The sequence below is a fragment of the Bradyrhizobium sp. Leo114 genome, assembly GCF_055229415.2.
Genome location: NZ_JBUYEN020000001.1, coordinates 287,336 through 308,068, shown reverse-complemented (window position 1 = coordinate 308,068; position 20,733 = coordinate 287,336). Strand labels below are relative to the sequence as shown.

The window sequence follows — 20,733 nt, the reverse complement described above, 5'->3', positions numbered from 1 at the left end:
ACCCAGCGAAGTCAGGCGCGATGAGTGTGACTTCTCTCGGCAACGTGATGGTATGAGATAAATCATATAATTGACGTAGACAACGTCGGTCATATCTCCACGAAGAGCAGAACAATGATGTGGCTGGCATAGGGAGGCGCTCGCAACGTTCGTCACCGATCGTTGCGCAGCGATAGTTTTCGATCGCAACGAGGAGACTCTGAATGCGATCAGCCTGCCCGCAAAATAATCATCGCGGAGATCAAAATTAGTGCTGCACCAGTGACCTGGTGGCACGTGATTTGCGAGCCTCGCGACCAGCATACTGGAGTTGGGTATCGGATATGATCACAGCACGGATTAGTCTTGGAATGAGTACGGATTGCAGGCGGCCAGCGCTTCTTATTCTTGCTGTCGTGCTGTCAATTTTTACATTCGGGTCCGCCCGCGCTCACGATTCTGGGCACCCCGAGTTGAACCATTGGTATGAGAGCCTGCACAGCGGCAAGGGCCCATGCTGTGACGGCACAGATGCCAAGCGCGTCGATGACGCCGATTGGGAAAGCAAGGATGGTCACTATCGGGTGCGCATCGATGGCGAATGGGTCGACGTTCCCAGGGAAGCTGTCGTAGATGGGCCGAACCTCTCGGGTCGGACCATGGTGTGGCCCTATTATCAAGATGGTCATCCGAAACCGCGATGCTTCATGCCTGGCAGCATGAGTTGATCTAGTCGAGCAGTTCGACCAGCTCGCGCCGACAAGTCCGAACGGGTTTGCGCAGGGCGTGTGATGACCGAGCCTGTCCGACTTATGGATGAGCCCGCGTCGCCGCCGGGCCCGACGTTGACGCTTCCGCAGGCCGAAGCGCCAACTGCGCCGCTGAGGTGAACACGCGTGACCCCATGAGGAGGGTAGCCGTGAGACCAGTAATCCCAGACGCAGCCAGGATCATGGCTACGACCACGAATTGGTAGATGGCGGCATAGACCGGACTCGCGCCGGAGACCATCATGCCGGCCATGACTCCGGGGATCCACACCAAACCGAGAGACTTCAGCATATCGAGTCGAGGCAGAAGGCTCGCATAGACGGCGCTCTGAAGATAAGGCGTAACCGTAACGGCGGGCTCCGCGCCCAGCGAGAGGCCTGCCTCGATCTGTCCGACATGGGCGACGATCTCGGCCCGGAAGCGCTCTGCGGCCTGCGCGCATGCATTCATCGCATTGGCGATGATCATGCTGCCGACAGGGACGAGGATCGCAATGTCGGCCCGAAGACTCCGGGTCGCAAGCATCGCCGCGATCACGGTTCCGGCGCCGGCGGTGATTGCCCAGAAGCACAGCAGCAGCGCGCCTTCCAATCCCTGGAGGCGGCGAGCAGCCGTGAATGCCGCGGCGACCGTCATCATCAACAGGATGAGCGTGCCGATCAGCAAGTTGCCATGCAGCAACACCGCCAGCACCATCCCAACGAGAACCATCTGCACGAGGCCACGCGCCATCGACACGGCGGCCTCGCGCTCGACGCGGACGGCGTGCCACCGGCAAAGCGCCACCACGGCTGCGCATAGCGCGATGGCGCCGGCGGCCTGGGCAAGGCCCATCAGAACGTCGCTTCCTATGCTGCTCTCCAGCTCAGTCAGCATGCAGCACCTCCCTGGTTGCGCCGATCGCGACAAGTCGGCCTGCTTCCATGATCGTGGTTCTGTCTGCGAGACGGATGGCCTGCTCACGGTTGTGCGTGACGATCACGCAGGCCATTCGTCGTTCTCGGATGATACCGAGAATGAGCTCCTCGACCCCGCGCACGGACGTCTCATCGAGCGCGGAGGTCGGCTCGTCGAGCAGCAGAACCTCAGGAGCATTTGCCAGCGTTCGAGCCAGTGCCACGCGCTGGGCCTCGCCGCCGGAAAGGTTGCCGACGTCACGGTCAGCGAATCCGGATAAGCCGACCCGCTCGAGCAGCGTTGCGATCTGCGTCGAGGCCATGACTTCCCCGCGCTGGCGCGGTCCGAAAGCGATGTTCGCAGCGATTGTGCCGGGAAATAGAAAGGCCGTCTGCATGACCATGCCGACCCGCCGCCGCAACTCTTGCGGCGCAATTGACCGGTAGTCGGTGGACGCCAGCAGAACCGTGCCGGCCGTGGGTTCGTCCAGCCGGTTGAGCAGCCGCAGGAAGGACGACTTCCCGGCTCCGCTCGCGCCGACGACGGCGAGAATCTCACCAGCCGAGACCTGCACACTGACATCATTGACGAGCAGCCGCTGTCCGACGCTCCGCGACAAATGCCTGGTCTCGAGCATCGCGATTCCTGGCTTGGGACGGTTCTCGCCTTGGCCGGGCGCGTGCGCGAACGCTGCCGCCTGGCCGGGATCGTTCGATAGGGCAGGGTTTGTCACAGGGCCTCTTTCGATACAATGCGCTGATCAATCCTGGTACGCTAAACTTGCGATCCCATCAAAATGGTGGCGGCTTCGGCTGCGACGGCTTCGGGCCGAAAGCCCGCGCAGTGTCCCGCTGTGGGCGATCAACCCTGGATAACGCGAGTTGCCGCGCGTACTCGTGGTCGCCGGCCTCCTTGTAGGGAGAACTTGTCAGTGAAGCAAGAAATGCGACCAGATCATCAATCTCTGCCTCCGTCATGGCCAACGGCTGGATGTCTTCGTCGAGCCAGGGATCGGTGAGGCCGTCACCCTTGTTGTAGTGATCGACGACGTCCCACAACGTTTGCATCGATCCGTCGTGGAAGTAAGGTCCCGTCACCAGGATATTGCGCAAGTCAGGTGTCTTGAATGCGGCGATGTCGTTCTGCCGTTTCGTGATCAGAAAACGCCCAAGGACAGACATATCGCTCGCGATCGCGGCGGTGTCGACATCCGGCAGGCGTCCTTGTGCAAGCTCGCGTTCCGCCTGCTGCGCCAGGGGGCCAACGCGGTGCCGGAGGATTCCGATGCCGATGTTATGAAAATCGTTATCGGTGAAAACAGTCACATCGCGTTTATCGTCCGCCAAGGCGTGGCAGAGGTTACAGCGGGCTTTGGTATTGAACAATTCCCAGCCGCGTTTGGCAGAGTCACTGATCGCGCCGGCGTCTCCGGTGATGAAGTGGTCGAAGGGAGAATCGAAAGACGCCAATGTCCGTTCATAGGTCGCGATTGCGCGCAGCATATCCTGTTCGTTCACGTCCCGGCCGAAGGCCCGCATGAACTGCACCTGATAGTCCTTATCGCCGGCGATCCGGGATACGGCAGCGGAGATACTGGACGAACCCATCTCGAACGGGTTGGTGACCGGCAGGGCCGCCTGCTGCTCCAGCGTATCAACCCGGCCATCCCAAAACTGCGTCTTGTTATAGAGCGCATTCAGAATCGTTGGCGCATTGCGTTGACCGGCGCGGCCATGGATCCCGATCGATACAGGCCGCCCATCTGTGAAGGCGCGTGCCGGATCATGACATGTAGCGCAGGCGACGGTGCCGTCATCCGACAGCCGCCCGTCGAAGAACAGTTTCTCGCCCAACGCAACCGCGTCAGGCGTAAGCGGGCTGGCTGGTGGGATAGCCGATGCCGTCAGCGCCGCGGGAAAGCCGACCTGATTTGACGAGCGGGGCTCCGCCAGCGGCCCCGGTTGGGGCAGTGGGGGCGCCTTGCCTGGCTCCAGCGCCGGCGGTGGTCCGAAGCTGGTATCTTCGCTGACGGTCGAAGCCGCAGTCGCCGACAGAGTAGGCAACAGGAGTAACAAGGCCGCGAATGACGTGGCGCGCATCCGATATGCCTTTGCCGTTGCGCTGAGCAGATATTCCAAAGAAGGTGGATTCAGGACAACTTCGTCCTCGCGAGGAGGCGAGGCACGACCTTGCGGGCGGTCGGCCGTCCCTTCGGCATTCGCAAGGCACCGCTATTGCGGTAAACGTGTGGCGGTGGCCTGTATTTCCGATCCGCACGCAGGTTTGTCCGAACGAACGCGCGGCTGGAAGCGATCGTCCTACTGCTTCAAACGAGTGGACGCGTCCGCGATGCGCCGGGCGCTTGCGTGTAGCGCTGCCTCTTCCTGCTGGCTCATCTGCGGCGTGAGAACGCGCTCGACGCCGGCTGCTCCGATCACCGAGGGCAGGGAGAGGCTGACCCCAAATGCTTTTTGGGGACTCGATACCGGAAGCATAACCTTCTCATCCCGCAGAACCGCCTCGGCGATCCGCGCGGATACGATTCCGATCCCGTACTGGCTGGCACCGATGCCCTCGATGATCGTGATGTTGGCCTGCCGGACATCCCGTTCAATCTGCTCTTTCGTCTCCGCCGGCCGATCGAGAAGTGCTTCGACCGGACTGCCGCCAATTCGCGCGGAGGACCAGAGAAAGGCGCTTGAAGTGCCATGTTCGCCAAGCACCAAGGCATCTACGGCGGTCGGAGCAACGCCGAAGTGACGGGCGAGATGCGTCCGGAAGCGCAGGCTGTCAAGGAACGTCCCGGTGCCAAACACGCGCTCATGCCCGGCAGCAGTGCGGGCGATATCGGTGAGCGGGTCAGGTGGATCGGTCACGACGATGATCACCGCGTCCTGCGCAGCAGCGACGATGGCGGGAACGAGTTCCCGGTAAATCTTGGCATTGGCGGTGAGGAGCTTCAGCCGGCCTTCCTTGTCGCTCCGATCGGTTGCGCCTCCGGCCTTTTCGTTGACGCCGGCAGTGAGGAGAACGACCGAACAACCGGTCAGATCCGCGATGTCGCCGCTTCGAACGGCGGTCACGTCCCCCATCGCCGCTCCATACGTAATATCCGTGGCGATCCCGACGCTCCTCGCCGGTGTCCTGTTCACGAGGACGACTTCGTCCGCACTGCGCCGAAGACCCAGCGCCATTGCGCAGGCGGCGCCGACCGCGCCAGCCCCGACAATTCCGACTTTTCGCATGCTCTATTGCTCCAGCGCAGGTATCGGACACACGCCCTTCCGCCACGTCAGTATAGTAGCAGCGTGCTGAGCGATAAAGCGAATGCACCGGCGCTTCAGCGCAAGCGTCGTGCTTATTCGAAAGTGCTGACGCGTGTGGCAGACGACAGTCCGTCGTGCGGATGAATTCACCAGCTAAGGCGATTGCGCGCCGATACGCTCGAACTGCCGTTCCTCGTCTTGGGCGGCAAGCAGGGCGGCCAGCGTGGAGCATTGAGTGCGGATATCGGGAATCGCAATGATCTCCCGGAAGGCGGCGCGGGCGAGTGGACCCACGGCGAATAGCCGCCGGGACGGAGCGCCGTCGCGATTGACGATCGCACAATCGGCGCCGGTCTCGATGCCGATGCAAAGCGGATCGACGCGCGAGGCGCCGCTTGGAAGCAGGTGGAAGCTCGCTCCAGAGCCGCTGGGTATACGGCCGGATGCCGTCGATGACGGATCGTGCATGGCCTGGAACTATGTACGATTCTCGACGACCATTTCGGTGAATCTCTCTGACAGAGCGTCGGCGATGCGTTCGAATAGCTCGTCAGCTTGAGCAGGATCAAAGTCCATCCTGAATCGTTTCTTTACGCCGAACTGCGTGAGATCGTAGTGACTTGCTGCTTGGACACCGTGTCGCGCCAGGCAACTCTGAACACATTTGAGCGCGCAGCCATCGATCGCGACGATTGGCCGCCCCGAGGTCGCAACTCGTACAAGCGAAGGAACGTCGCCTCCGACCCCCGCGATGCAGGACATTTCCGCTTTCCCGGTTCGATCCAGTCGGATCGCGAGATGGTTCGCCAGCTGAGCGGCGCTTGAACAGCCAGAGCAGGAATAGACCAGGGGCAGATCGGTTCGTCGCGCCATTTTCCGTTCCTTGTCGCAGGTCACCAATTGAGCCAGAAAAATCGCCTCAGGCGTTGCCGCGTGGAAATGCCTGACCTGCCGCCAGCGCGTCGGCGAAGGCATGGTGCAGGTCGCGGTGGATGGCCTCATCCTCGCGCATGGCGAGGATCATGTCAGTGACATCCGAATCCGGCGGTAGATTCCAATACGCGATGGCCGATGCGGGTGCCGCGTCGCTGCTGCGATCATCAGATCCGAGCCGAATGAGGTATTCCGAGTAACCCCGGACCGCTTGCTCGGCGAAATATCCGGCCAGGCGATGGGCTGTCCGGGCGGATATCAAGTAGAGAATGAAAAAAGCATTGTAGAATGCCGCTTGCGCGATGGCGATCAGGATACGTTCCCAGGCGCGAGGCTGAGCCAGCGCAATAAACGACATCAGATGAACGCGCTGGTTCTCCGCCTCGTCCATGAAGGTCCGGATCCAGCCGCGATCGTCGAGCATTAGGCGCAGGCATTTGAGATGCAGCAACGTTGCGGCGACCATCGGCGGGACCGCGGCCACGGTCTCGAGCACAACGACACGATGGCCGTATCGACCGCCAAAGAGGGCGCCGGCCATCGATGCGCCCGCGCGCACGATGCCCAGCGCAATCCGGTCAGCCAGAGTGTCTGGCATGTGATGTCGAAACAGATCCGTCTTGTTGACGAGCAGCATTTTCGATCCCGTGTTGGGGCACGCCTCGGCATCAGTCGCCCCGTCTCTGGGTCGGCGGGCAGGGGCTTTCCTCTTGTAGGACAAGCCTTGGCATTATCGGGAATAATCGATCCAACTATTTGCGCTGGCTCAAATTGGAGGGCATTGCCCCACACTACTATGTGACAGCGGAGGTACACCGCCAGATGTGTAGCATGAAGTCGGCGGCATGGATTACTCTCCGGACCTCGATCTTTTCGCCCGGACCGAACTGTTTCAGGGGACTCCTCCGGAAGCGCTCCGATTCCTTCAGGCGTCAGCGGGACGAAGGCGGCTCGCAGCCGGCGACATCCTGTTTCAACAGGGCGACCGCACGACGTCCCTTTGTGTCGTGATCGCGGGCCGGTTGCGGGCGTCGCAGATGGCCCAAGACGGTCAGCAGATTATCATCCGCTATATTGGTCCGGGAGAGGTCGCAGGCTATGCGGCACTTGTGGGCAGTGATACCCATCCCGGCACGGTGACCGCGGTGGACGATAGCCATCTGATCGGCTGGACGAGTGCCATCGTCAGACAGATCATGGAGCGTTATCCCGTTGTTGCCATCAACGCCCTCACGTTGTTGGGGCGCCGGTATCACGAGATGCAGATCCGTCTGCGTGAATTGTCGACCGAACGGGTCGAGCGTCGGATTGGTCATACCCTTCTTCGCCTGGCGCATCAGTCGGGTCGCCGAACTGCGCGCGGCATCGAGATCGCCTTTCCGCTATCCCGTCGTGACCTCGCCGAAATGGTCGGAACCACCCTGCATACCGTCAGCAGGACGCTCAGCGCCTGGGAGGAGCGGGGCATCGTCAGTTGCGGGCGGTGCCGCGTGGTCCTGTGCAAGCCGCATGCTCTCGTGGCCATCGCAGACGAGGAGGAAGAATAGTTCGGGCTCCGAGTCCGAAACCAGCGGGTCCCATTGCGGCGCGTGACTACCTACTCCGTCGCGATTTGCCGCAATGCCAAGACCCCGGCGAAGGCGCAATCGACGATTTCGGAAAATACAAGCTCCATCTCTCTGAACACGGTTCGGTCGGGTTCGCTCTCGGTAAGCGCGTCAAGCTCGGATAGAAGCGATAGAAAGGCAGCGATTTGATTTCTGCAGTCGCGTGCCTGGACAAGCTGCCGCCGGGAGAAGCGGCGTTTTTCAAGCGTCGCAAATCGATCGAGGGCCCCAGCCAGAGAATCCTGACACGTACAGTCCAGGTTGACCTGCGTGAGAACATGCCGCAGCCGGTTGACGACATCGATGGTTCCGTCCTGCGGTAGGCGCCGTGCTGCAATCGCCATATGAGGCCCCAAAGGTTGCTAGAGCATGTGCGGTTTAATCGGTTCGCGGAATTGGTGTGGCTGGCCGGACCGGGCATCGGGTGCAACGGAGAGAAAGCCGGCTCTTCCGTGGAGAAACCCGTTGGAAAATGGCACGTCCGGATAAAGCTGCGCGAGATGTCGCGTTCCGCTCTCCACATCCTCGCGGCCATCAAGGACCGCGCGGAAGATGCTAATGACCGCGACCATGTCGCAATCCTGTGGCGAGAGGCGGAATGACCCGACGCCGGCTTCGCGCAAGGCTTCGGCGTCGCCCAGTAGGTTGGCGCAGGTGGACGACAGGGTCTGAACGCCGTTGACCGTCAGGAACTCGGCGCCATCGAGCGTCTTCAGCATCAGTCCATCCGGGTCCTGCTCGCAGACGAACTGGCAATTGTCTTTTGTCAGCTTGTGAAGGCGTGCGTGATAGCAGCGGGCAGAGATGGCCAGAGGCACCCGGCCGAAGGCGAAGATATCGATCAGGACGTTGGGAAGTGCGGCCGCAATCGCCGCGATCGACGACAGCAGCAGCTCCGGGGGCAGGCAGATTCGTGTCGCTCCGCGTTGGGCGTGGAACGCGGCGCTGGCTTCGTTGTAGATGTTGATGAACGGACCGATCGCATGAGGGCGACCGACAAGTGGCTTGAGACAGGTCAGATCGTTCACCTCGACCAGGAGCTCTGCCGTGTTGACGAGTTCGGCCATCTGGCGACGCTCGCGCGGCAACGAGGTCAGGATCAGGGAGCCAAGCAGGACCTGTTTTCCGGCGGCACGGAGCCGCTCAATGACCGCAGGCAGATATGGAGCGATGAAGGGCGATCGCTTCGAGCAGACGATCTCTCCGATCACGACGGTGTTGACCGGCGCCTCGTCCGCAATGCGAAAGTAGAAGTCGCGCCAGCGTTCGGGCGCCCAATTGTAAAGAACTGGGCCGAGGCTGAGCTGCATGAAACCATTCCTCCGATCGGTTTTCTTTAGTCGTTCAATGAGGGAGGCCCTGGGCACTTACCTCCAGGTCTTGCGATAGGCACCCACAGTTGTGGCCTGACCCTCGGTGAATGGTACAAGTTGCGCGGCATCGATCGGCAGGCCGGAGTCCAGCGCGTCAAGAGCTTGACGAAAATGCCGCACGACACCCTCGACATAGGCCCGGCCGCGCTGGCGCCCTTCGATCTTGAGCGCCGTAACGCCGGCGTCGCGCAGACCGGCAAGCAATGTTGCCGCGTCGAGGCTCACGGGATCCTCGAAAATATAACCGGTGCCGTGTTTAGTCGTGAAGCGGCCCTTGCAAAGCGTCGGATAGCCGGCAGCTTCACCGATCTCGAAACTGTTGATTGTAAATCCGCCGAGGCTCGACTTCGTCCTGCCGTCCACCTGTTCATAAGCGACATGGCTCGCGGGGGAGCATACGCCCTGCATGTTCGGCGATTGGCCGGTGGCATAGGATGACAGCGAGCAACGGCCTTCGGCCATCACGCAAAGGCCGCCGAAGACGAACACTTCCGTCTCACAGGTCGTCTCGCGGACGATGCCGGCGATTTCCGCTACGCTCAGAACGCGGGGCAAGACGACGCGGCGGGCGCCGAATGTCTCGGTGTAAAAGCCGATGGCATCCGCGTTGGCGGCGGCTGCCTGCACCGAGACGTGCAGGCGTTGGCCAGGATGGCGGCGCGCTGCATATTCCAGCAGGCCGACATCGGCCAGGATCAGCGCGTCGGCCTTGGCCGCGACGGCGTCGTCTATCGCCCGATGCCAGAGACTGACGGCGCCCGCGCGCGGGAACGTGTTGATGGCGACCAGAATTTTCACGCCGCGGCGATGGGCAAGGGCGATCGCATCGCGGAGCTCGTCGCGGCTGAAATTCAGGCCTGGAAAGTTTCGTGCATTGGTCTCGTCGTTGAAGCCGCAATAGATCGCATCGGCTCCGGCATCGATCGCGGTCTTCAATGCGGCTGGTGTGCCCGCGGGACAGATCAGCTCCATCGTCAAATCCCTTTGTGCGATCGATTTGAGGCGCTGGCCACCGTTCGAGCAATCTGCAACGTGCGTTTCAACGGTTCGGCCAGTGGTCCGAATATGCTGGCGATCTCCGCCATCGGGTCGAGTTGCGCGTCATCAATCGCGTTGCGAAGCGCGAGCACCGCCTCGACATCGCCTTCCACCACAAGGTCGCGGGAAAACAGCAATGCATCGCCGTCAAGGTGGCCTTCGACCAGACCAAATAACCCGGCCAACGGACTGGAAATCCGAGCATCAACATCATCCGGCAGGTTGCGCACCACCGACAGGCGCGGGCGGGAAGGGGCGGGCTCGAGCAGAAAGCCAAAGGGCAGATCGGTCGGCTTGATGCCAAATCGTTTTCGGGCATGCTCGCCCAGCCTGTCGAAGATCCTCGGATGTTCCCTGCAAATGCGAAGCAGCACGACCGTGAGTACGGTCTGAAGCGGCAGCAGCGGCAACGGGCGCACAGCAAGCGCCAGCAATGGAGGCACCGGCAACGGTGACGGCGCAGTCGGGGCACTTTCGAAAAATTCATCGTGTCAGAATAGAGCGATGATCCCGGGCATTGTTTGCGCAAGAACAAAGAAGACCTGGAATTTTGCTGCATAGGAGTCTCTGTGTCTTAAGGAGAAGCCTCTTGCTGCGCCGCGACGTGCCGCATTTTCAGGAAATGCACGACTTTCTGGTTTTTCTCGAGAGTAAGGGGCAATTGCGACGCATTCGCGAGAAGGTCTCGGTGGTGCACGACATCACGGAAATTCATCGTCGCGTTCTTCGCCAGGAAGGACCGGCCCTTTTGTTCGAGCGGCCGATCAGGGCGGATGGGGCTCCTTCGGATATACCGCTGCTGACCAATCTCTTCGGTACGATCGAACGGGTGGCCTGGGGATTTGGCGTGCGGCCCGACCGGCTGAGAGAGCTTGGCGAACTGATGGCCGAACTGCGCGCGCCGCGACCGCCGCAGAACCTGATCGATGCCTGGCGCAAGCTTCCCCTTGCACGGGCCGCGCTGGCGACCCGGCCGCGCACGATTTCAGCGGCGCCGGTGCAGGAATGTATCGCAACCGGCGACGCCATAGACCTCGGCATTCTGCCGACCCAGGTCTGCTGGCCCGGAGAGCCGGCGCCCCTGATCACGTGGCCGCTGGTCATGACTGCGCCGCCCGAGCCAGCCGCTTCGGGCCAGGACAACATGGGCGTCTACCGGATGCAGGTGCTGGGCCGCGACAGCGCCATCATGCGCTGGCTGCCGCATCGCGGCGGTGCCCGTCATCACGATCAGTGGAAAAAGCTTGACCGGGACATGCCGGTCGCCGTCGTCATCGGCGCCGATCCTGCGACCATCCTGGCTGCAGTCTTACCTGCGCCGGAAGCCATTTCCGAACTGCGGTTGGCCGGCATGCTGCGCGGGCAGCGGCTGGATCTGGTCCGCTGCATCACCGTTCCGCTCTCGGTGCCCGCCACGGCCGAAATTGTCATCGAAGGTTATGTGTCCGCGACGGAAACGGCGCCCGAGGGTCCTTATGGCGACCACACCGGTTATTACAACTCCGTCGAGGAGTTTCCGGTGTTCCGCGTGACGGCGCTGACGCGGCGGCGCAGCCCGGTCTATCTCTCGACCTTCACCGGACGTCCGCCGGATGAGCCATCGCGCATCGGCGAGGCGCTCAATCATCTGTTCCTGCCGCTGGTGCAGCAGCAGTTTCCGGAAGTCATCGACCTCTGGCTGCCGCCGGAGGCGTGTTCTTACCGGATCGCGGTTGTCGCGATCTCCAAGCGTTATCCAGGGCAGGCGCGGCGCCTGATGCTCGGGCTATGGTCGATGTTGCCCCAGCTCACCTACACCAAGTTTCTCATCGTCGTCGACGGCGATATCGATATCCGCGACTGGCGAGCGGTGATGTGGGCGGTCGCGACGCGAAGCGACAGTTCACGCGATCTCGTCACGCTTGCCGATACCCCGATCGATTACCTCGATTTCGCCTCGCCAAAGCCCGGTCTTGGCGGCAAACTCGGCATCGATGCGACGACAAAGATGCAGCCGGAGACCGAGAGGGCCTGGGGTGAAGTGCTGGCCATGGACCCCGCCGTGACGGCACGAGTCGACGCTATGTGGCCGGACCTTGGTCTGGGTGGATAGACCTTTGCCGGACTTCTCAGGAGATCAGACCCGGTTTCTCGGGGACTAGCGCATCGGCGGCATCGCTCACGCCGGCGTAGATCTCATTGAGGTCCGCCGCTGTAACGCAATACGGCGGCATGACGTAGATCGTGTTACCGAGTGGCCGCAGCAAGAGATTGCGATCGCGGAAAAAGGTCTGGAGCTTCGGGCCAATGTCAGCGAGGTAGCCGCTGTCGGGTACGGCCAAATCAAGGGCTGTGATGGTGCCGATCCGGCGAACGTTCTTGAAGCGTGCGTCCGCGCGAAATCGTTCAATTCCGTTTTCTTGCATTTCCGCCACGGATGCGATGCGCTTTCGAACGTCCGGATCTTGCCAAAGATCCAGGTTCGCCTTCGCTGCGGCACAGGCGATCGGGTTGGCCGTATATGAGCTCGAATGAAAGAAGGTCCGCGTACGATCTTTCGAATAATGTGCGTCAAAGATGTCGGCGCGGCAGAGTGTCACCGCGAGCGGGAGCGATCCGCCGGTGAGACCCTTGGAATAGCAGGCGATGTCAGGCGACACGTCAGCCTGCTCACACGCGAACAATGTTCCAGTCCGGCCCCAACCGGTCATGACCTCATCGGCAATGAACAAGACATTAGAAGCCTCACAAATCCGCTTCATCTCTCTCAGCACCCACGCTGGATACATCAGCATCCCGCCTGCGCCCAGGATCAGCGGCTCCACAATAAAGGCTGCCGGATTGTCGTTGCGGCACGCAGCTTCAAGTGCGTCAAGCGTCACCTGTTCGTGGCCGCGCTCCGGAAACGGCACTGAGGTGACATCGAACAGCAATGGTTCGTATGCCGCGTTGAACACACCCCGCGCGCCGACCGACATCGTACCCACCGTGTCGCCATGGTAGGAGTGCTGCATCACGACAATGCGCGAGCGCGGCTCGCCGATGTTGTGCCAATAGCCGAGTGCCATTTTCAGCGCGACCTCTACGCTGGTCGAGCCGCTGTCGGAAAAGAACACGTAGTCGAGGCCACGGGGGGCCAATTTCAGAACCAGGTCAGCGACCTCTTCGGCCGGCTCGTGAGTATGGCCAGCGAAGATGATCTGGTTGAGCTGCTCCGCCTGCTTCTGAATGGCGCTTACGATTTGCGGATGGCAGTGGCCGTGGGTCACCACCCACCAGGATGCGATTGCGTCGATGATACGACGGTCGTCTGCGGTATAAAGATAGGCGCCTTCGCCGCGGACAATCTTTGTCATCACGCCTTGCAGCGCATGCTGGGTGAATGGATGCCAGATTCGCGACCGCTTCTCGTGCATCATGGCTTGAAATCATCGCGGTTGAATGAGCCTTCGAAGGCGGTCCGCAACGCGTCCGGGCCCAGAGGAGAAAGCCAGGGCAATCGTCCAAGCTTCCGTATCCGTCCGATCCTACAAATCGTGTTCTCGGTATCGACGTTTTCGTCGCCAATGAATGCAATCCCGAGAATACCGATCCCGCGATGTCGCAGCGCTTCGATCGACAGCAGCGAATGATTGATGGTGCCGAGCGAGGTGCGCGCGCAAAGAAGGACCGGAATCTGCCAGCGCGCAAAGATGTCGATGTACAATGTGCGGCGGCTAAGCGGCACCATCAGCCCGCCCGCCCCCTCTATCACAAGCGGGCACGCACCGGTATCGGGCACGTGGAGTGACTCCGTGTCGATACCAACCCCGTCAATCTCAGCAGCCAGATGGGGCGAGGCCGGTGTTCTGAGACGGTAACGCTCTGGCACGATGCGATCGCAGGAGAAGGCTCCGAACCGCGCGACGTGCTCAGAATCGGTCTCCGCGTCGAGACCCGCTTGAACGGGCTTCCAATATTTGGCGCCGAGGAAACCGGCGAGGCCTGCCGCGAAGACAGTCTTGCCTATCCCGGTGTCCGTGCCAGTCACCACGATCCGCTCGCTCATGGGGGCGTGGCCCTTGTCTCTTCGGACAGGGCATCGAGCATCGCCCGCACATCATTCTCGCCGACGTTGAGAGTTATGGAAATTCGCAACCGTGCCGTGCCTGCCGGTACGGTTGGCGGCCTGACTCCACGGATGTCGAAGCCTCGAGCCTGCAACGCAGCCGCCAGAGCCATCGCACGGGCGTTGTCGCCAACGATATACGGCACGATCTGCGAGCGTGAAGGACTTTGGCTGCCGCGCACGGAGAGCTCTCGATGCGTGAACGCGACCAGGCTCGCCAGACGTTGCTGTCGGTCAGGTTCCTGCTGCAGGATTGATAGCGCTTCCCGCACAGCAACTGCCATCAGGGGGGAGGGAGCGGTAGCGAAAATAAACGGACGGCAACGATTGACCATGAAGTCGCGCAGCACGCGGGTCAAAGTGACGATTGCACCGGCTGCACCCAGCGCCTTGCCGCAAGTATGAATGACAATCAGGTTTTCGCGCCCCTCATAGGGGGCGGTCAGTCCGCGACCCTGCGCACCGTAGACGCCGGTGGCATGAGCCTCATCCACGACCAGGAATGCATCGTACCGGTCTGCGATTGCGGCGAGTTCCTCAAGCGGCGCGAAATCGCCGTCCATGCTGTAGATACTTTCGACCACGATCCAAACGCGGCCCGTTCCGCCTTTCGCTCGCCAGTCGCGAATCCTGTCCTCAACCGACTTCGGGTCATTGTGGGCGCTCTCGCAATACTCAGCCCGGCCAGCGCGCGCTCCTTCATGAATGCTCGCGTGAACGAGAGCATCGAGCACGAGCAGGTCGCCCCGTTGCGGCAATGTTGTCAGAAGCGCAAAGTTTGCCACATATCCGCCGCCGAAAAATAGCGACGTCTCGGTTCCGAAGAACCTGGCAGCGTCTGCTTCGAGCTGTTCGTGCTCCGCGCAGTTTCCGCGCAGAAGCCGTGACCCGCCGCTTCCGATCGGTGTGCCGGCCTCGAGTGCGGCAGCGACAGCGTTCCTCATGCGCGGCGCGCTCGCCAGCGCAAGATAGTCGTTCGACACGAAATCGATGCCTGCGCGCGGCTTGAGGCCGCGCAGCCGGTCATCGTCTTTCAAGGCCTGCAAGGCGGTGTGATAGCCGACAGTTTTGTCTGCATGGATTGCGTTCATTGCCTCGTGTCCCGGACAGGCGATCAGTTGGGCAAGTTGAGAGGGGGCTAAGCGACGTGGCTCTGGCCAAGCTGGGATCTCATGCCGAGCCGCTGCAGCAAACTCGCATCGCGATCGCGCTGCGGGTTCTTGGTGGTCAGGAGGACATCGCCGATGAAGATGGAGTTCGCGCCGGCGAGGAAACACAGCGCCTGCAGTTCGTCGGTCATGTATTGCCGTCCAGCGGAAAGCCGCACCACGCTCTTCGGCATCAGGATGCGGGCGACCGCGATCAGCCGCACCAGCGCGATCGGATCTGGCCGCTCCGCGGTGTCATTGACCGGAACGCCCTTGACCTCGTTCCAGAGGTTGATGGGCACGCTCTCGGGATGAACGGGTAGATTGGCGAGCAGAACCAGCATGCCCAGGCGGTCATCAACGTGTTCACCCATGCCGATGATACCGCCACAACAGACCTTGATGCCGGCGTCGCGTACATGTGCCAGCGTATCGATGCGATCCTCCAGGGTGCGAGTCGTGATGATCTTGTCGTAGAACTCGGGCGACGTATCGATATTGTGATTGTAGAAGTCGAGCCCAGCTTCGGCGAGCCGTGCGGCCTGGTCGGGCGTCAGCATGCCGAGCGTGACGCAGGTCTCCATGCCGAGGCCTTTCACCGCGCTGACCATATCGCAGACCTTCTCGAGGTCACGGTCTTTCGGATTGCGCCAGGCGGCGGCCATGCAGAAGCGGGTGGCGCCTGCCTCCTTCGCGCGCTCAGCGGTTGCGATCACATCCGCGTGGTCCATCAGGCGCGTGGCCTTCAGGCCGGTGTCGTAATGTGCGCTCTGTGAGCAGTAGCCGCAGTCTTCCGGACAGCCACCTGTCTTGATGCTGAGCAGGCTCGCCGTTTCGACATGGTTCGGATCGAAATGCTCGCGATGAATGCTCTGGGCCTGAAAGATCAGGTCGGGAAAGGGAAGGGCGTAGAGCGCTTCGGCCTCAGCGCGGTCCCAGTCGGTGCGGACCGCTTCGATATCGCAGGTGTTGCTTTGTTTCGCTTCCACGGCATGAACCATAAGACTTGCCCTCTCTTGGAACCCTTATTATAGATAATCTGAGAAACTATCTATGATCGAGGCCTAGAAGCAGATGCTAGCTGAGGGCGCGGACATGTGCATCTGATTTTATGATAGATAATCTATGATGGCCGACGAGAATACAACGACAGCGGGACGCATTGCCGAGTCAATCGGCGCGCGCATCATCAGCGGCGCACTGCAGCCGGATGCGCCGCTCCGGCAGGACCACATTGCGCGGGAATTCAGTTCAAGCCACGTCCCGGTACGCGAGGCGTTTTGGCAACTGGAAGCTCAACATCTTGTCGTCGCTGTGCCCCGTCGCGGTGTGCGCGTTGCGCCGCTCGATACCAATTCGGTGAAGGAAATTGCCGAGATGCGTGCGGCGCTCGAAGTCGTCGCGTTGCGGAACGCGGCGCCGAAATTGACGTCAGCCCATCTGGCGCGGATCGAATTGGCGCTGATCGAGGGAGACAATGCCGAGACGATCCAGGACTTCGAGGCTGCCAACCGCGCCTTTCACCACGCGTTGGTGGCTCCTTGCGCGATGCCGCGCCTGCTCGCCAGCCTCGACGGTTTGCAGCTCGCAAATTCTCGCTTGGTGTTTGCAATGGCCCGTAACGCCGGCTGGCGACCGCGGTCCAATCAGGATCACCGCTTGATCCTGCAAGCGCTGCGAGCGCGTAATCTCGATCAGGCCTGTGGTTTGCTCGCCCGTCACATCCAAACCATCGAGCGCCTCGCAATTCCCACCTCGTGAGCGGAAGTGTCCTATTGCGGCTCGATTCCCGCGGCCTTGATGATCCGCGCCCATTTGTCGATTTCGGTCTTCAGGAAAGCTTCCAGCGCGTCGGGAGTTGCGCGTTCGGTCTCGACCGGGGTCATGCTGAGCTCAGCAAAGCGGCTGACGAGTGGCGGGTCCTTGAGTGCCGTCTGTAGAGCACTGACCAGCACGTCGACCACCGGCTTCGACGTGCCGTGGGGCGCATAGAGGGCATACCAGGTGGTCACATCGAAGGCGGGAACGCCGGCTTCCGCTGAAGTCGGAACGTCCGGCAGCGTGGCGACGCGCTTCTTGCTGGTAATCGCATAGCCCTTGATGGTGCCAGACTGGATATAGGGCGTAGGCCCCGTAGCCGGATCGCAATAGACATCGATATGCCCCGCGATGACGTCGTTGAGCGCCGGCCCGCCGCCCTTGTAATAGACCGACGTGAGCTTGGTGTCGGTCGTGCTCATGAACATCAGGCCGCAGAGCTGCGAGGCGGAGCCGAGGCCAACATTGCCGAATGTGACCTTGTCGCCGTCGCTGCGGATCCGCCCGACCAATTCCTTCAGATCCTTGGCGGGAAAGTTCGGCCGCGCGACCAGGATCATCGGCACGTCGGTGACGAGGCCGATCATGGCGAAGTCGCCGATCGGATCGAACGGCAGTTTGGCGTAGAGCGACGGGGCGGTCGCCTGACCGACATGCATCAGCAGCAGCGTGTAACCGTCAGGCGCCGCCTTGGCGACGCGGTTGGTGCCGAGTGTGCCGCCGGCGCCGACCACATTCTCGATCACGATCGACTGTTTCAGCGTTGCGCTCATCGCGCTGCCGAGAATTCGCGCAATCACGTCACCGGGACCGCCGGCCGAGAAGGGCACGATCATGGTGATAGGGCGGGAGGGATAGTCCTGCGCGAATGCCGTCGCGCACGGCGACAGCAGCAGAAGCAAGACCAGCGATCGTACCAAAGACATCATCACGCGCTCCCTCCCTTTGCGCTTCGCCTATGGGTCGGGAAGCGTCATTTCCTTGGCTGTTGTCCGCTCGATCATGTCGAGCGCGGCGACAGCCGCGGCGTTGACGTGATCGACGCAGCACCGTTCGGCGAGTTCCTCGTTGCCGCTCTGGATCGCGCGCCAGATCGCCGTGACCTCGCGCAAGCTCTTGTTGATCCGCTTCGGCTGCGACATCGAGGTGATCCGCAGCAGCGTGATCCGGTCATGCAACGGCTTGAGCATGCGCTCGATAAAGGCGTTGCGGCAGCCGCCGATCAGCGCGCCGTAGAAGTCGGTCTTGGCCTCGAGACAGCCGGTGAGGTCCTGTTTCGAGGCCGCGGTTTTCAGCCGGGTCAAGGCATCGCCGATCCGGCGCACCACTTCGGGATCGTGCAGGCGGGCGCATTCGCGGCCTGCAAATCCCTCGAGCACCGCGCGGGCGGCGTAGAGCTGCCGGGCCTCCTCGAGGCTGATCCTGCTGACGACCGGGCCGCGGTGGGGGACCGTGTTGACCAGTCCGTCAGCTTCCAGCAGCCGCAGCGCCTCCCGGATCGAGGGGCGGCTGACGCCCATCATCTCGCACAGCTCGCGCTCGACCAGCCGCTGGCCGGGTTTAAGCGTCCCGGACATGATCGCCTCGCGCAGCTTTTGCGCGACCATCTTCCTGACGGTCGGGACGGCTTCGATGCGAAGCGTGGACTGCAGTTCGGCGCGTCGGTCCATTTGCGAGATGCCTTCGTTCTATCGCGGGTTCACCAGCGATGTACCGGCAGAATCAGCATTTGTCGCTCTCTCGAAATCGGCTTTATTCATGCGATTGACCAGCCTCCATCGATCGGCAGGCTGGCCCCGGTGATGTCCTGTGCGGCTGCGCCGCAGAGGAACACCACCAGCGCGCCAACGGCTTCCATCCCGATGAACCGGCCGGACGGCTGGCGCTCCGCGAGGTATTTTTCCGTGGCGCGCTCCAGGGACTCGCCGGTTTTGGCAGCAATGGAGGCGATCTTGCTCTGGATGGCGGGGGTCGGCAGCGTCCCTGGGGAGACCGCATTGCAAGTGATTCCGGTGCGCGCGGTTTCGAGCGCGACGGCGCGGGTGATACCGAGGATTGCCGTTTTGGTGGTGACGTAGTCGATGCGATCTTCGACCGCGCGGGTCGAATAGATGGAGGCCATGTTGATGATGCGGCCCCAGCCGCGTTGCTTCATGGCGGGTAGCGTAAGGCGGATCAAGTGGAAGGGCGCAGACACGTTCACCGCCAGCGCGTGCTCCCATTGATCCGGTGGAAAGTGCTCGAGATCAGAGAAATGCCGGACCACGGCATTGTTGACGAGGATATCGATCGCGCCGCAGCGGCGAAGCAGGTCGGCCAGCATGGCCTCGATGGCGGAGCGCTGCGACAGGTCGGCTCCCGCAGTGATCACGTCGACGCCGAATTGCGCGCGCAACCGGTCAGCGGATTCGTCCGGCGCGACGAGATCATGCAGGACAATATTGGCTCCCGCGCCGGCAAGGCTTTCCGCCACCGCCAGTCCCAGGCCGGCGGTCGATCCGGTTACGAGGGCCCATTTGTCTTTCATCGTTCGGCGATTCCCTATCAGCTCTTCGGCCAGAACGGCTGCGCCAGTGCAAGCTCCGGCGGGAACACCGTCACCGGCACACCAGACTGCCACTGTACGATGGTCATGCCGGCGCCGACGCGGCGGCCTTTGTCGTCGAACTTGATCTCGCCCAGCGGGTAGTATTTCGAGGGACCGGCATCCATGTTGCGCAGGGCTTCGGCGACGGCGACGCGGTCAGCCCTGCCGGCCTTCTCCAGTGCGTCCTTGATCACCCACATGTCGCCATAGGTGGAGATCGCGTTCTGCGTCATCCATGGCTCCTTGTAGCGGCTCTTCAGCTCGGCGATCAGCGCCTCGTGTCCCTTGGCGCCCCAGCTTGCGACGCAGGTGAGGACGCCTTGAAGCAACTCCGGGCTGACGGTCTGCAGCATGTCCGGTTCGGCGATCGCGATGCCGAACGAGATGGTCGGCACCTTGCCTTGGCCGAGGCCGAACTCGTTCATCTTTTCCAGCAGCAGTTTCGCGTCCGAAATCACGGTCGGCAGGAAGAACAGAAGATCGGGCTTCGCGGAGCGTATCTTCTGCACCAGCGACGTCGCATCCGCGAGTGGCGGCGTGAACGTCTCGTCGACGATCAGTTGCAACTGGTTTTCCGCCAAAAGGCCCTCGCGCATCGATTTCGCGGATGCGATGGAAGCCGCCGTATTGTCGGTGAGGATCGCAACTGTCTTCGGCCGCTTGCCGGAAGCCGTCTCCGCCAGCTTGATGATCTGCGGCAGCGCCTGGCGAGCCTGCGAGCCCGCCGTTGCCGAGGTCTGGAAAACGTATTTGAAGCCGCGATCGGTGATCAGGTCCGAGTAGGAGAGGGTGAGGACGGGCAGATTGGCGCGCTCCGTCACCTCGGTGACCGCGAGCGTGAACGAGGAGAGATAGGCGCCGCTCGCCGCGACCAGATCGGACTCCTGGGCCACCATGCGCTGGGCGGCATTCTTGGCCTTTTCCGTGGTGTCGCCGGAATCCAGCACCACCAGTTTCAGCTTGGCGCCGCCGAGCGCCTTGATGCCGCCTTGGGCATTGATGTGATCGACAGCCATTTCGGCGCCCTCACGCATGACCGTTCCCGGGCGCGCATAGAGCCCGGAAATCGGCACCAGCAAGCCGACCTTCACCTCCGGTGGATGCTGTGCCCACGCGCGGGATGCGATCAGCGTGCTGGACGCGCCCACAAGCAGCGTTCGCCGCGTCACTGTGGTTCGGTTCCTTCCAGTCATGACGATTCTCCTCCGCGAATGGTCACGAGGCTGCCG

The 20,733-nt window shown here is 61.9% G+C and carries 23 protein-coding genes; 4 read left to right on the top strand and 19 right to left on the bottom strand.

Going from position 1 to position 20,733, the window contains the following annotated elements:
• Positions 1-350 precede the first annotated feature (350 nt).
• Complete coding sequence (locus tag ACZIRK_RS01395; protein ID WP_080663782.1) at positions 351-707, top strand: hypothetical protein; 357 nt, start codon at positions 351-353, stop codon at positions 705-707.
• A gap of 82 nt (positions 708-789) precedes the next feature.
• Here ACZIRK_RS01395 and ACZIRK_RS01390 read toward each other — a convergent pair whose 3' ends face one another.
• The 7 genes from ACZIRK_RS01390 to ACZIRK_RS01360 form a co-directional block, all read right to left on the bottom strand.
• Entirely contained in the window at positions 790-1,626 is an 837-nt protein-coding gene (locus tag ACZIRK_RS01390) for an ABC transporter permease (RefSeq protein WP_474417430.1), read from the bottom strand.
• Positions 1,616-2,284 carry an ABC transporter ATP-binding protein gene (locus ACZIRK_RS01385; protein WP_474417440.1) on the bottom strand — a complete coding sequence of 223 codons (669 nt, stop codon included), beginning with the start codon at positions 2,282-2,284 and terminating at the stop codon, positions 1,616-1,618. The genes ACZIRK_RS01390 and ACZIRK_RS01385 overlap by 11 nt, the downstream gene beginning before the upstream one ends.
• A 154-nt stretch (positions 2,285-2,438) precedes the next feature.
• Positions 2,439-3,785: a cytochrome-c peroxidase gene (locus ACZIRK_RS01380; RefSeq protein WP_474417429.1), complete on the bottom strand. Its 1,347-nt coding sequence runs from the start codon at positions 3,783-3,785 to the stop codon at positions 2,439-2,441.
• A 180-nt stretch (positions 3,786-3,965) separates the two neighbouring features.
• Entirely contained in the window at positions 3,966-4,892 is a 927-nt protein-coding gene (locus tag ACZIRK_RS01375; protein WP_474417428.1) for a lactate/malate family dehydrogenase, read from the bottom strand.
• A 174-nt stretch (positions 4,893-5,066) separates the two neighbouring features.
• The gene (locus ACZIRK_RS01370) at positions 5,067-5,381 is read right to left on the bottom strand and encodes a hypothetical protein (RefSeq protein ID WP_474417427.1); all 315 of its coding nucleotides are present in this window, start codon (positions 5,379-5,381) and stop codon (positions 5,067-5,069) included.
• 9 nt (positions 5,382-5,390) lie between these two features.
• Positions 5,391-5,786, bottom strand: coding sequence for a putative zinc-binding protein (locus tag ACZIRK_RS01365; RefSeq protein WP_130223891.1), 396 nt, complete (start codon positions 5,784-5,786; stop codon positions 5,391-5,393).
• A gap of 46 nt (positions 5,787-5,832) precedes the next feature.
• Positions 5,833-6,483, bottom strand: a complete 651-nt coding sequence (locus tag ACZIRK_RS01360; RefSeq protein WP_130223757.1) for an alternative oxidase — start codon at positions 6,481-6,483, stop codon at positions 5,833-5,835.
• Positions 6,484-6,691: 208 nt separating this feature from the next.
• On the opposite strand from ACZIRK_RS01360, the gene ACZIRK_RS01355 reads away from it, so the two are divergent.
• The gene (locus tag ACZIRK_RS01355) at positions 6,692-7,393 is read left to right on the top strand and encodes a Crp/Fnr family transcriptional regulator (RefSeq protein ID WP_130223759.1); all 702 of its coding nucleotides are present in this window, start codon (positions 6,692-6,694) and stop codon (positions 7,391-7,393) included.
• Positions 7,394-7,443: 50 nt separating this feature from the next.
• On the opposite strand, the gene ACZIRK_RS01350 is transcribed toward ACZIRK_RS01355, so the two are convergent.
• From ACZIRK_RS01350 to ubiT, 4 genes are read right to left on the bottom strand one after another with little or no spacing between them, the layout of a single operon-like run.
• A complete protein-coding gene (locus ACZIRK_RS01350) occupies positions 7,444-7,797 on the bottom strand; it encodes a hypothetical protein (RefSeq protein WP_130576525.1) in 354 nt (117 codons plus the stop codon).
• A gap of 18 nt (positions 7,798-7,815) precedes the next feature.
• A complete protein-coding gene (gene ubiV, locus ACZIRK_RS01345) occupies positions 7,816-8,763 on the bottom strand; it encodes a ubiquinone anaerobic biosynthesis protein UbiV (RefSeq protein WP_474417426.1) in 948 nt (315 codons plus the stop codon).
• Between the two features lie 57 nt (positions 8,764-8,820).
• Positions 8,821-9,798 (bottom strand): ubiquinone anaerobic biosynthesis protein UbiU, encoded by a 978-nt coding sequence (gene ubiU, locus ACZIRK_RS01340; RefSeq protein ID WP_474417425.1) that lies wholly within the window; start codon positions 9,796-9,798, stop codon positions 8,821-8,823.
• Positions 9,799-9,800: 2 nt separating this feature from the next.
• The gene (ubiT, locus tag ACZIRK_RS01335) at positions 9,801-10,298 is read right to left on the bottom strand and encodes a ubiquinone anaerobic biosynthesis accessory factor UbiT (RefSeq protein WP_474417424.1); all 498 of its coding nucleotides are present in this window, start codon (positions 10,296-10,298) and stop codon (positions 9,801-9,803) included.
• Between the two features lie 155 nt (positions 10,299-10,453).
• Here ubiT and ACZIRK_RS01330 point away from each other — a divergent pair, with 155 nt between their 5' ends.
• Complete coding sequence (locus tag ACZIRK_RS01330) at positions 10,454-11,956, top strand: UbiD family decarboxylase (protein ID WP_474417423.1); 1,503 nt, start codon at positions 10,454-10,456, stop codon at positions 11,954-11,956.
• A 16-nt stretch (positions 11,957-11,972) separates the two neighbouring features.
• Here the strand turns inward: ACZIRK_RS01330 and ACZIRK_RS01325 are convergent, their stop codons facing one another.
• From ACZIRK_RS01325 to bioB, 4 genes are read right to left on the bottom strand one after another with little or no spacing between them, the layout of a single operon-like run.
• A complete protein-coding gene (locus tag ACZIRK_RS01325; RefSeq protein ID WP_474417422.1) occupies positions 11,973-13,262 on the bottom strand; it encodes an adenosylmethionine--8-amino-7-oxononanoate transaminase in 1,290 nt (429 codons plus the stop codon).
• Positions 13,259-13,891: a dethiobiotin synthase gene (gene bioD / locus ACZIRK_RS01320; RefSeq protein WP_474417421.1), complete on the bottom strand. Its 633-nt coding sequence runs from the start codon at positions 13,889-13,891 to the stop codon at positions 13,259-13,261. The genes ACZIRK_RS01325 and bioD overlap by 4 nt, the downstream gene beginning before the upstream one ends.
• Complete coding sequence (locus ACZIRK_RS01315) at positions 13,888-15,042, bottom strand: 8-amino-7-oxononanoate synthase (protein WP_474417439.1); 1,155 nt, start codon at positions 15,040-15,042, stop codon at positions 13,888-13,890. Before ACZIRK_RS01315 ends, bioD begins: the two co-directional genes overlap by 4 nt.
• Before the next feature lie 47 nt (positions 15,043-15,089).
• Positions 15,090-16,088 carry a biotin synthase BioB gene (gene bioB / locus ACZIRK_RS01310; RefSeq protein WP_474417420.1) on the bottom strand — a complete coding sequence of 333 codons (999 nt, stop codon included), beginning with the start codon at positions 16,086-16,088 and terminating at the stop codon, positions 15,090-15,092.
• A gap of 139 nt (positions 16,089-16,227) precedes the next feature.
• Here bioB and ACZIRK_RS01305 point away from each other — a divergent pair, with 139 nt between their 5' ends.
• Positions 16,228-16,860 carry a GntR family transcriptional regulator gene (locus ACZIRK_RS01305; RefSeq protein ID WP_474417419.1) on the top strand — a complete coding sequence of 211 codons (633 nt, stop codon included), beginning with the start codon at positions 16,228-16,230 and terminating at the stop codon, positions 16,858-16,860.
• An 11-nt stretch (positions 16,861-16,871) separates the two neighbouring features.
• On the opposite strand, the gene ACZIRK_RS01300 is transcribed toward ACZIRK_RS01305, so the two are convergent.
• From ACZIRK_RS01300 to ACZIRK_RS01285, 4 genes are all read right to left on the bottom strand, one after another.
• Positions 16,872-17,846, bottom strand: a complete 975-nt coding sequence (locus tag ACZIRK_RS01300) for a tripartite tricarboxylate transporter substrate-binding protein (RefSeq protein WP_474417418.1) — start codon at positions 17,844-17,846, stop codon at positions 16,872-16,874.
• Between the two features lie 27 nt (positions 17,847-17,873).
• Positions 17,874-18,587, bottom strand: coding sequence for a GntR family transcriptional regulator (locus tag ACZIRK_RS01295; protein ID WP_456641952.1), 714 nt, complete (start codon positions 18,585-18,587; stop codon positions 17,874-17,876).
• 86 nt (positions 18,588-18,673) lie between these two features.
• Positions 18,674-19,444: an SDR family oxidoreductase gene (locus tag ACZIRK_RS01290; RefSeq protein WP_474417417.1), complete on the bottom strand. Its 771-nt coding sequence runs from the start codon at positions 19,442-19,444 to the stop codon at positions 18,674-18,676.
• A gap of 17 nt (positions 19,445-19,461) precedes the next feature.
• The gene (locus tag ACZIRK_RS01285) at positions 19,462-20,697 is read right to left on the bottom strand and encodes an ABC transporter substrate-binding protein (protein WP_474417416.1); all 1,236 of its coding nucleotides are present in this window, start codon (positions 20,695-20,697) and stop codon (positions 19,462-19,464) included.
• Between the last annotated feature and the right edge of the window lie 36 nt (positions 20,698-20,733).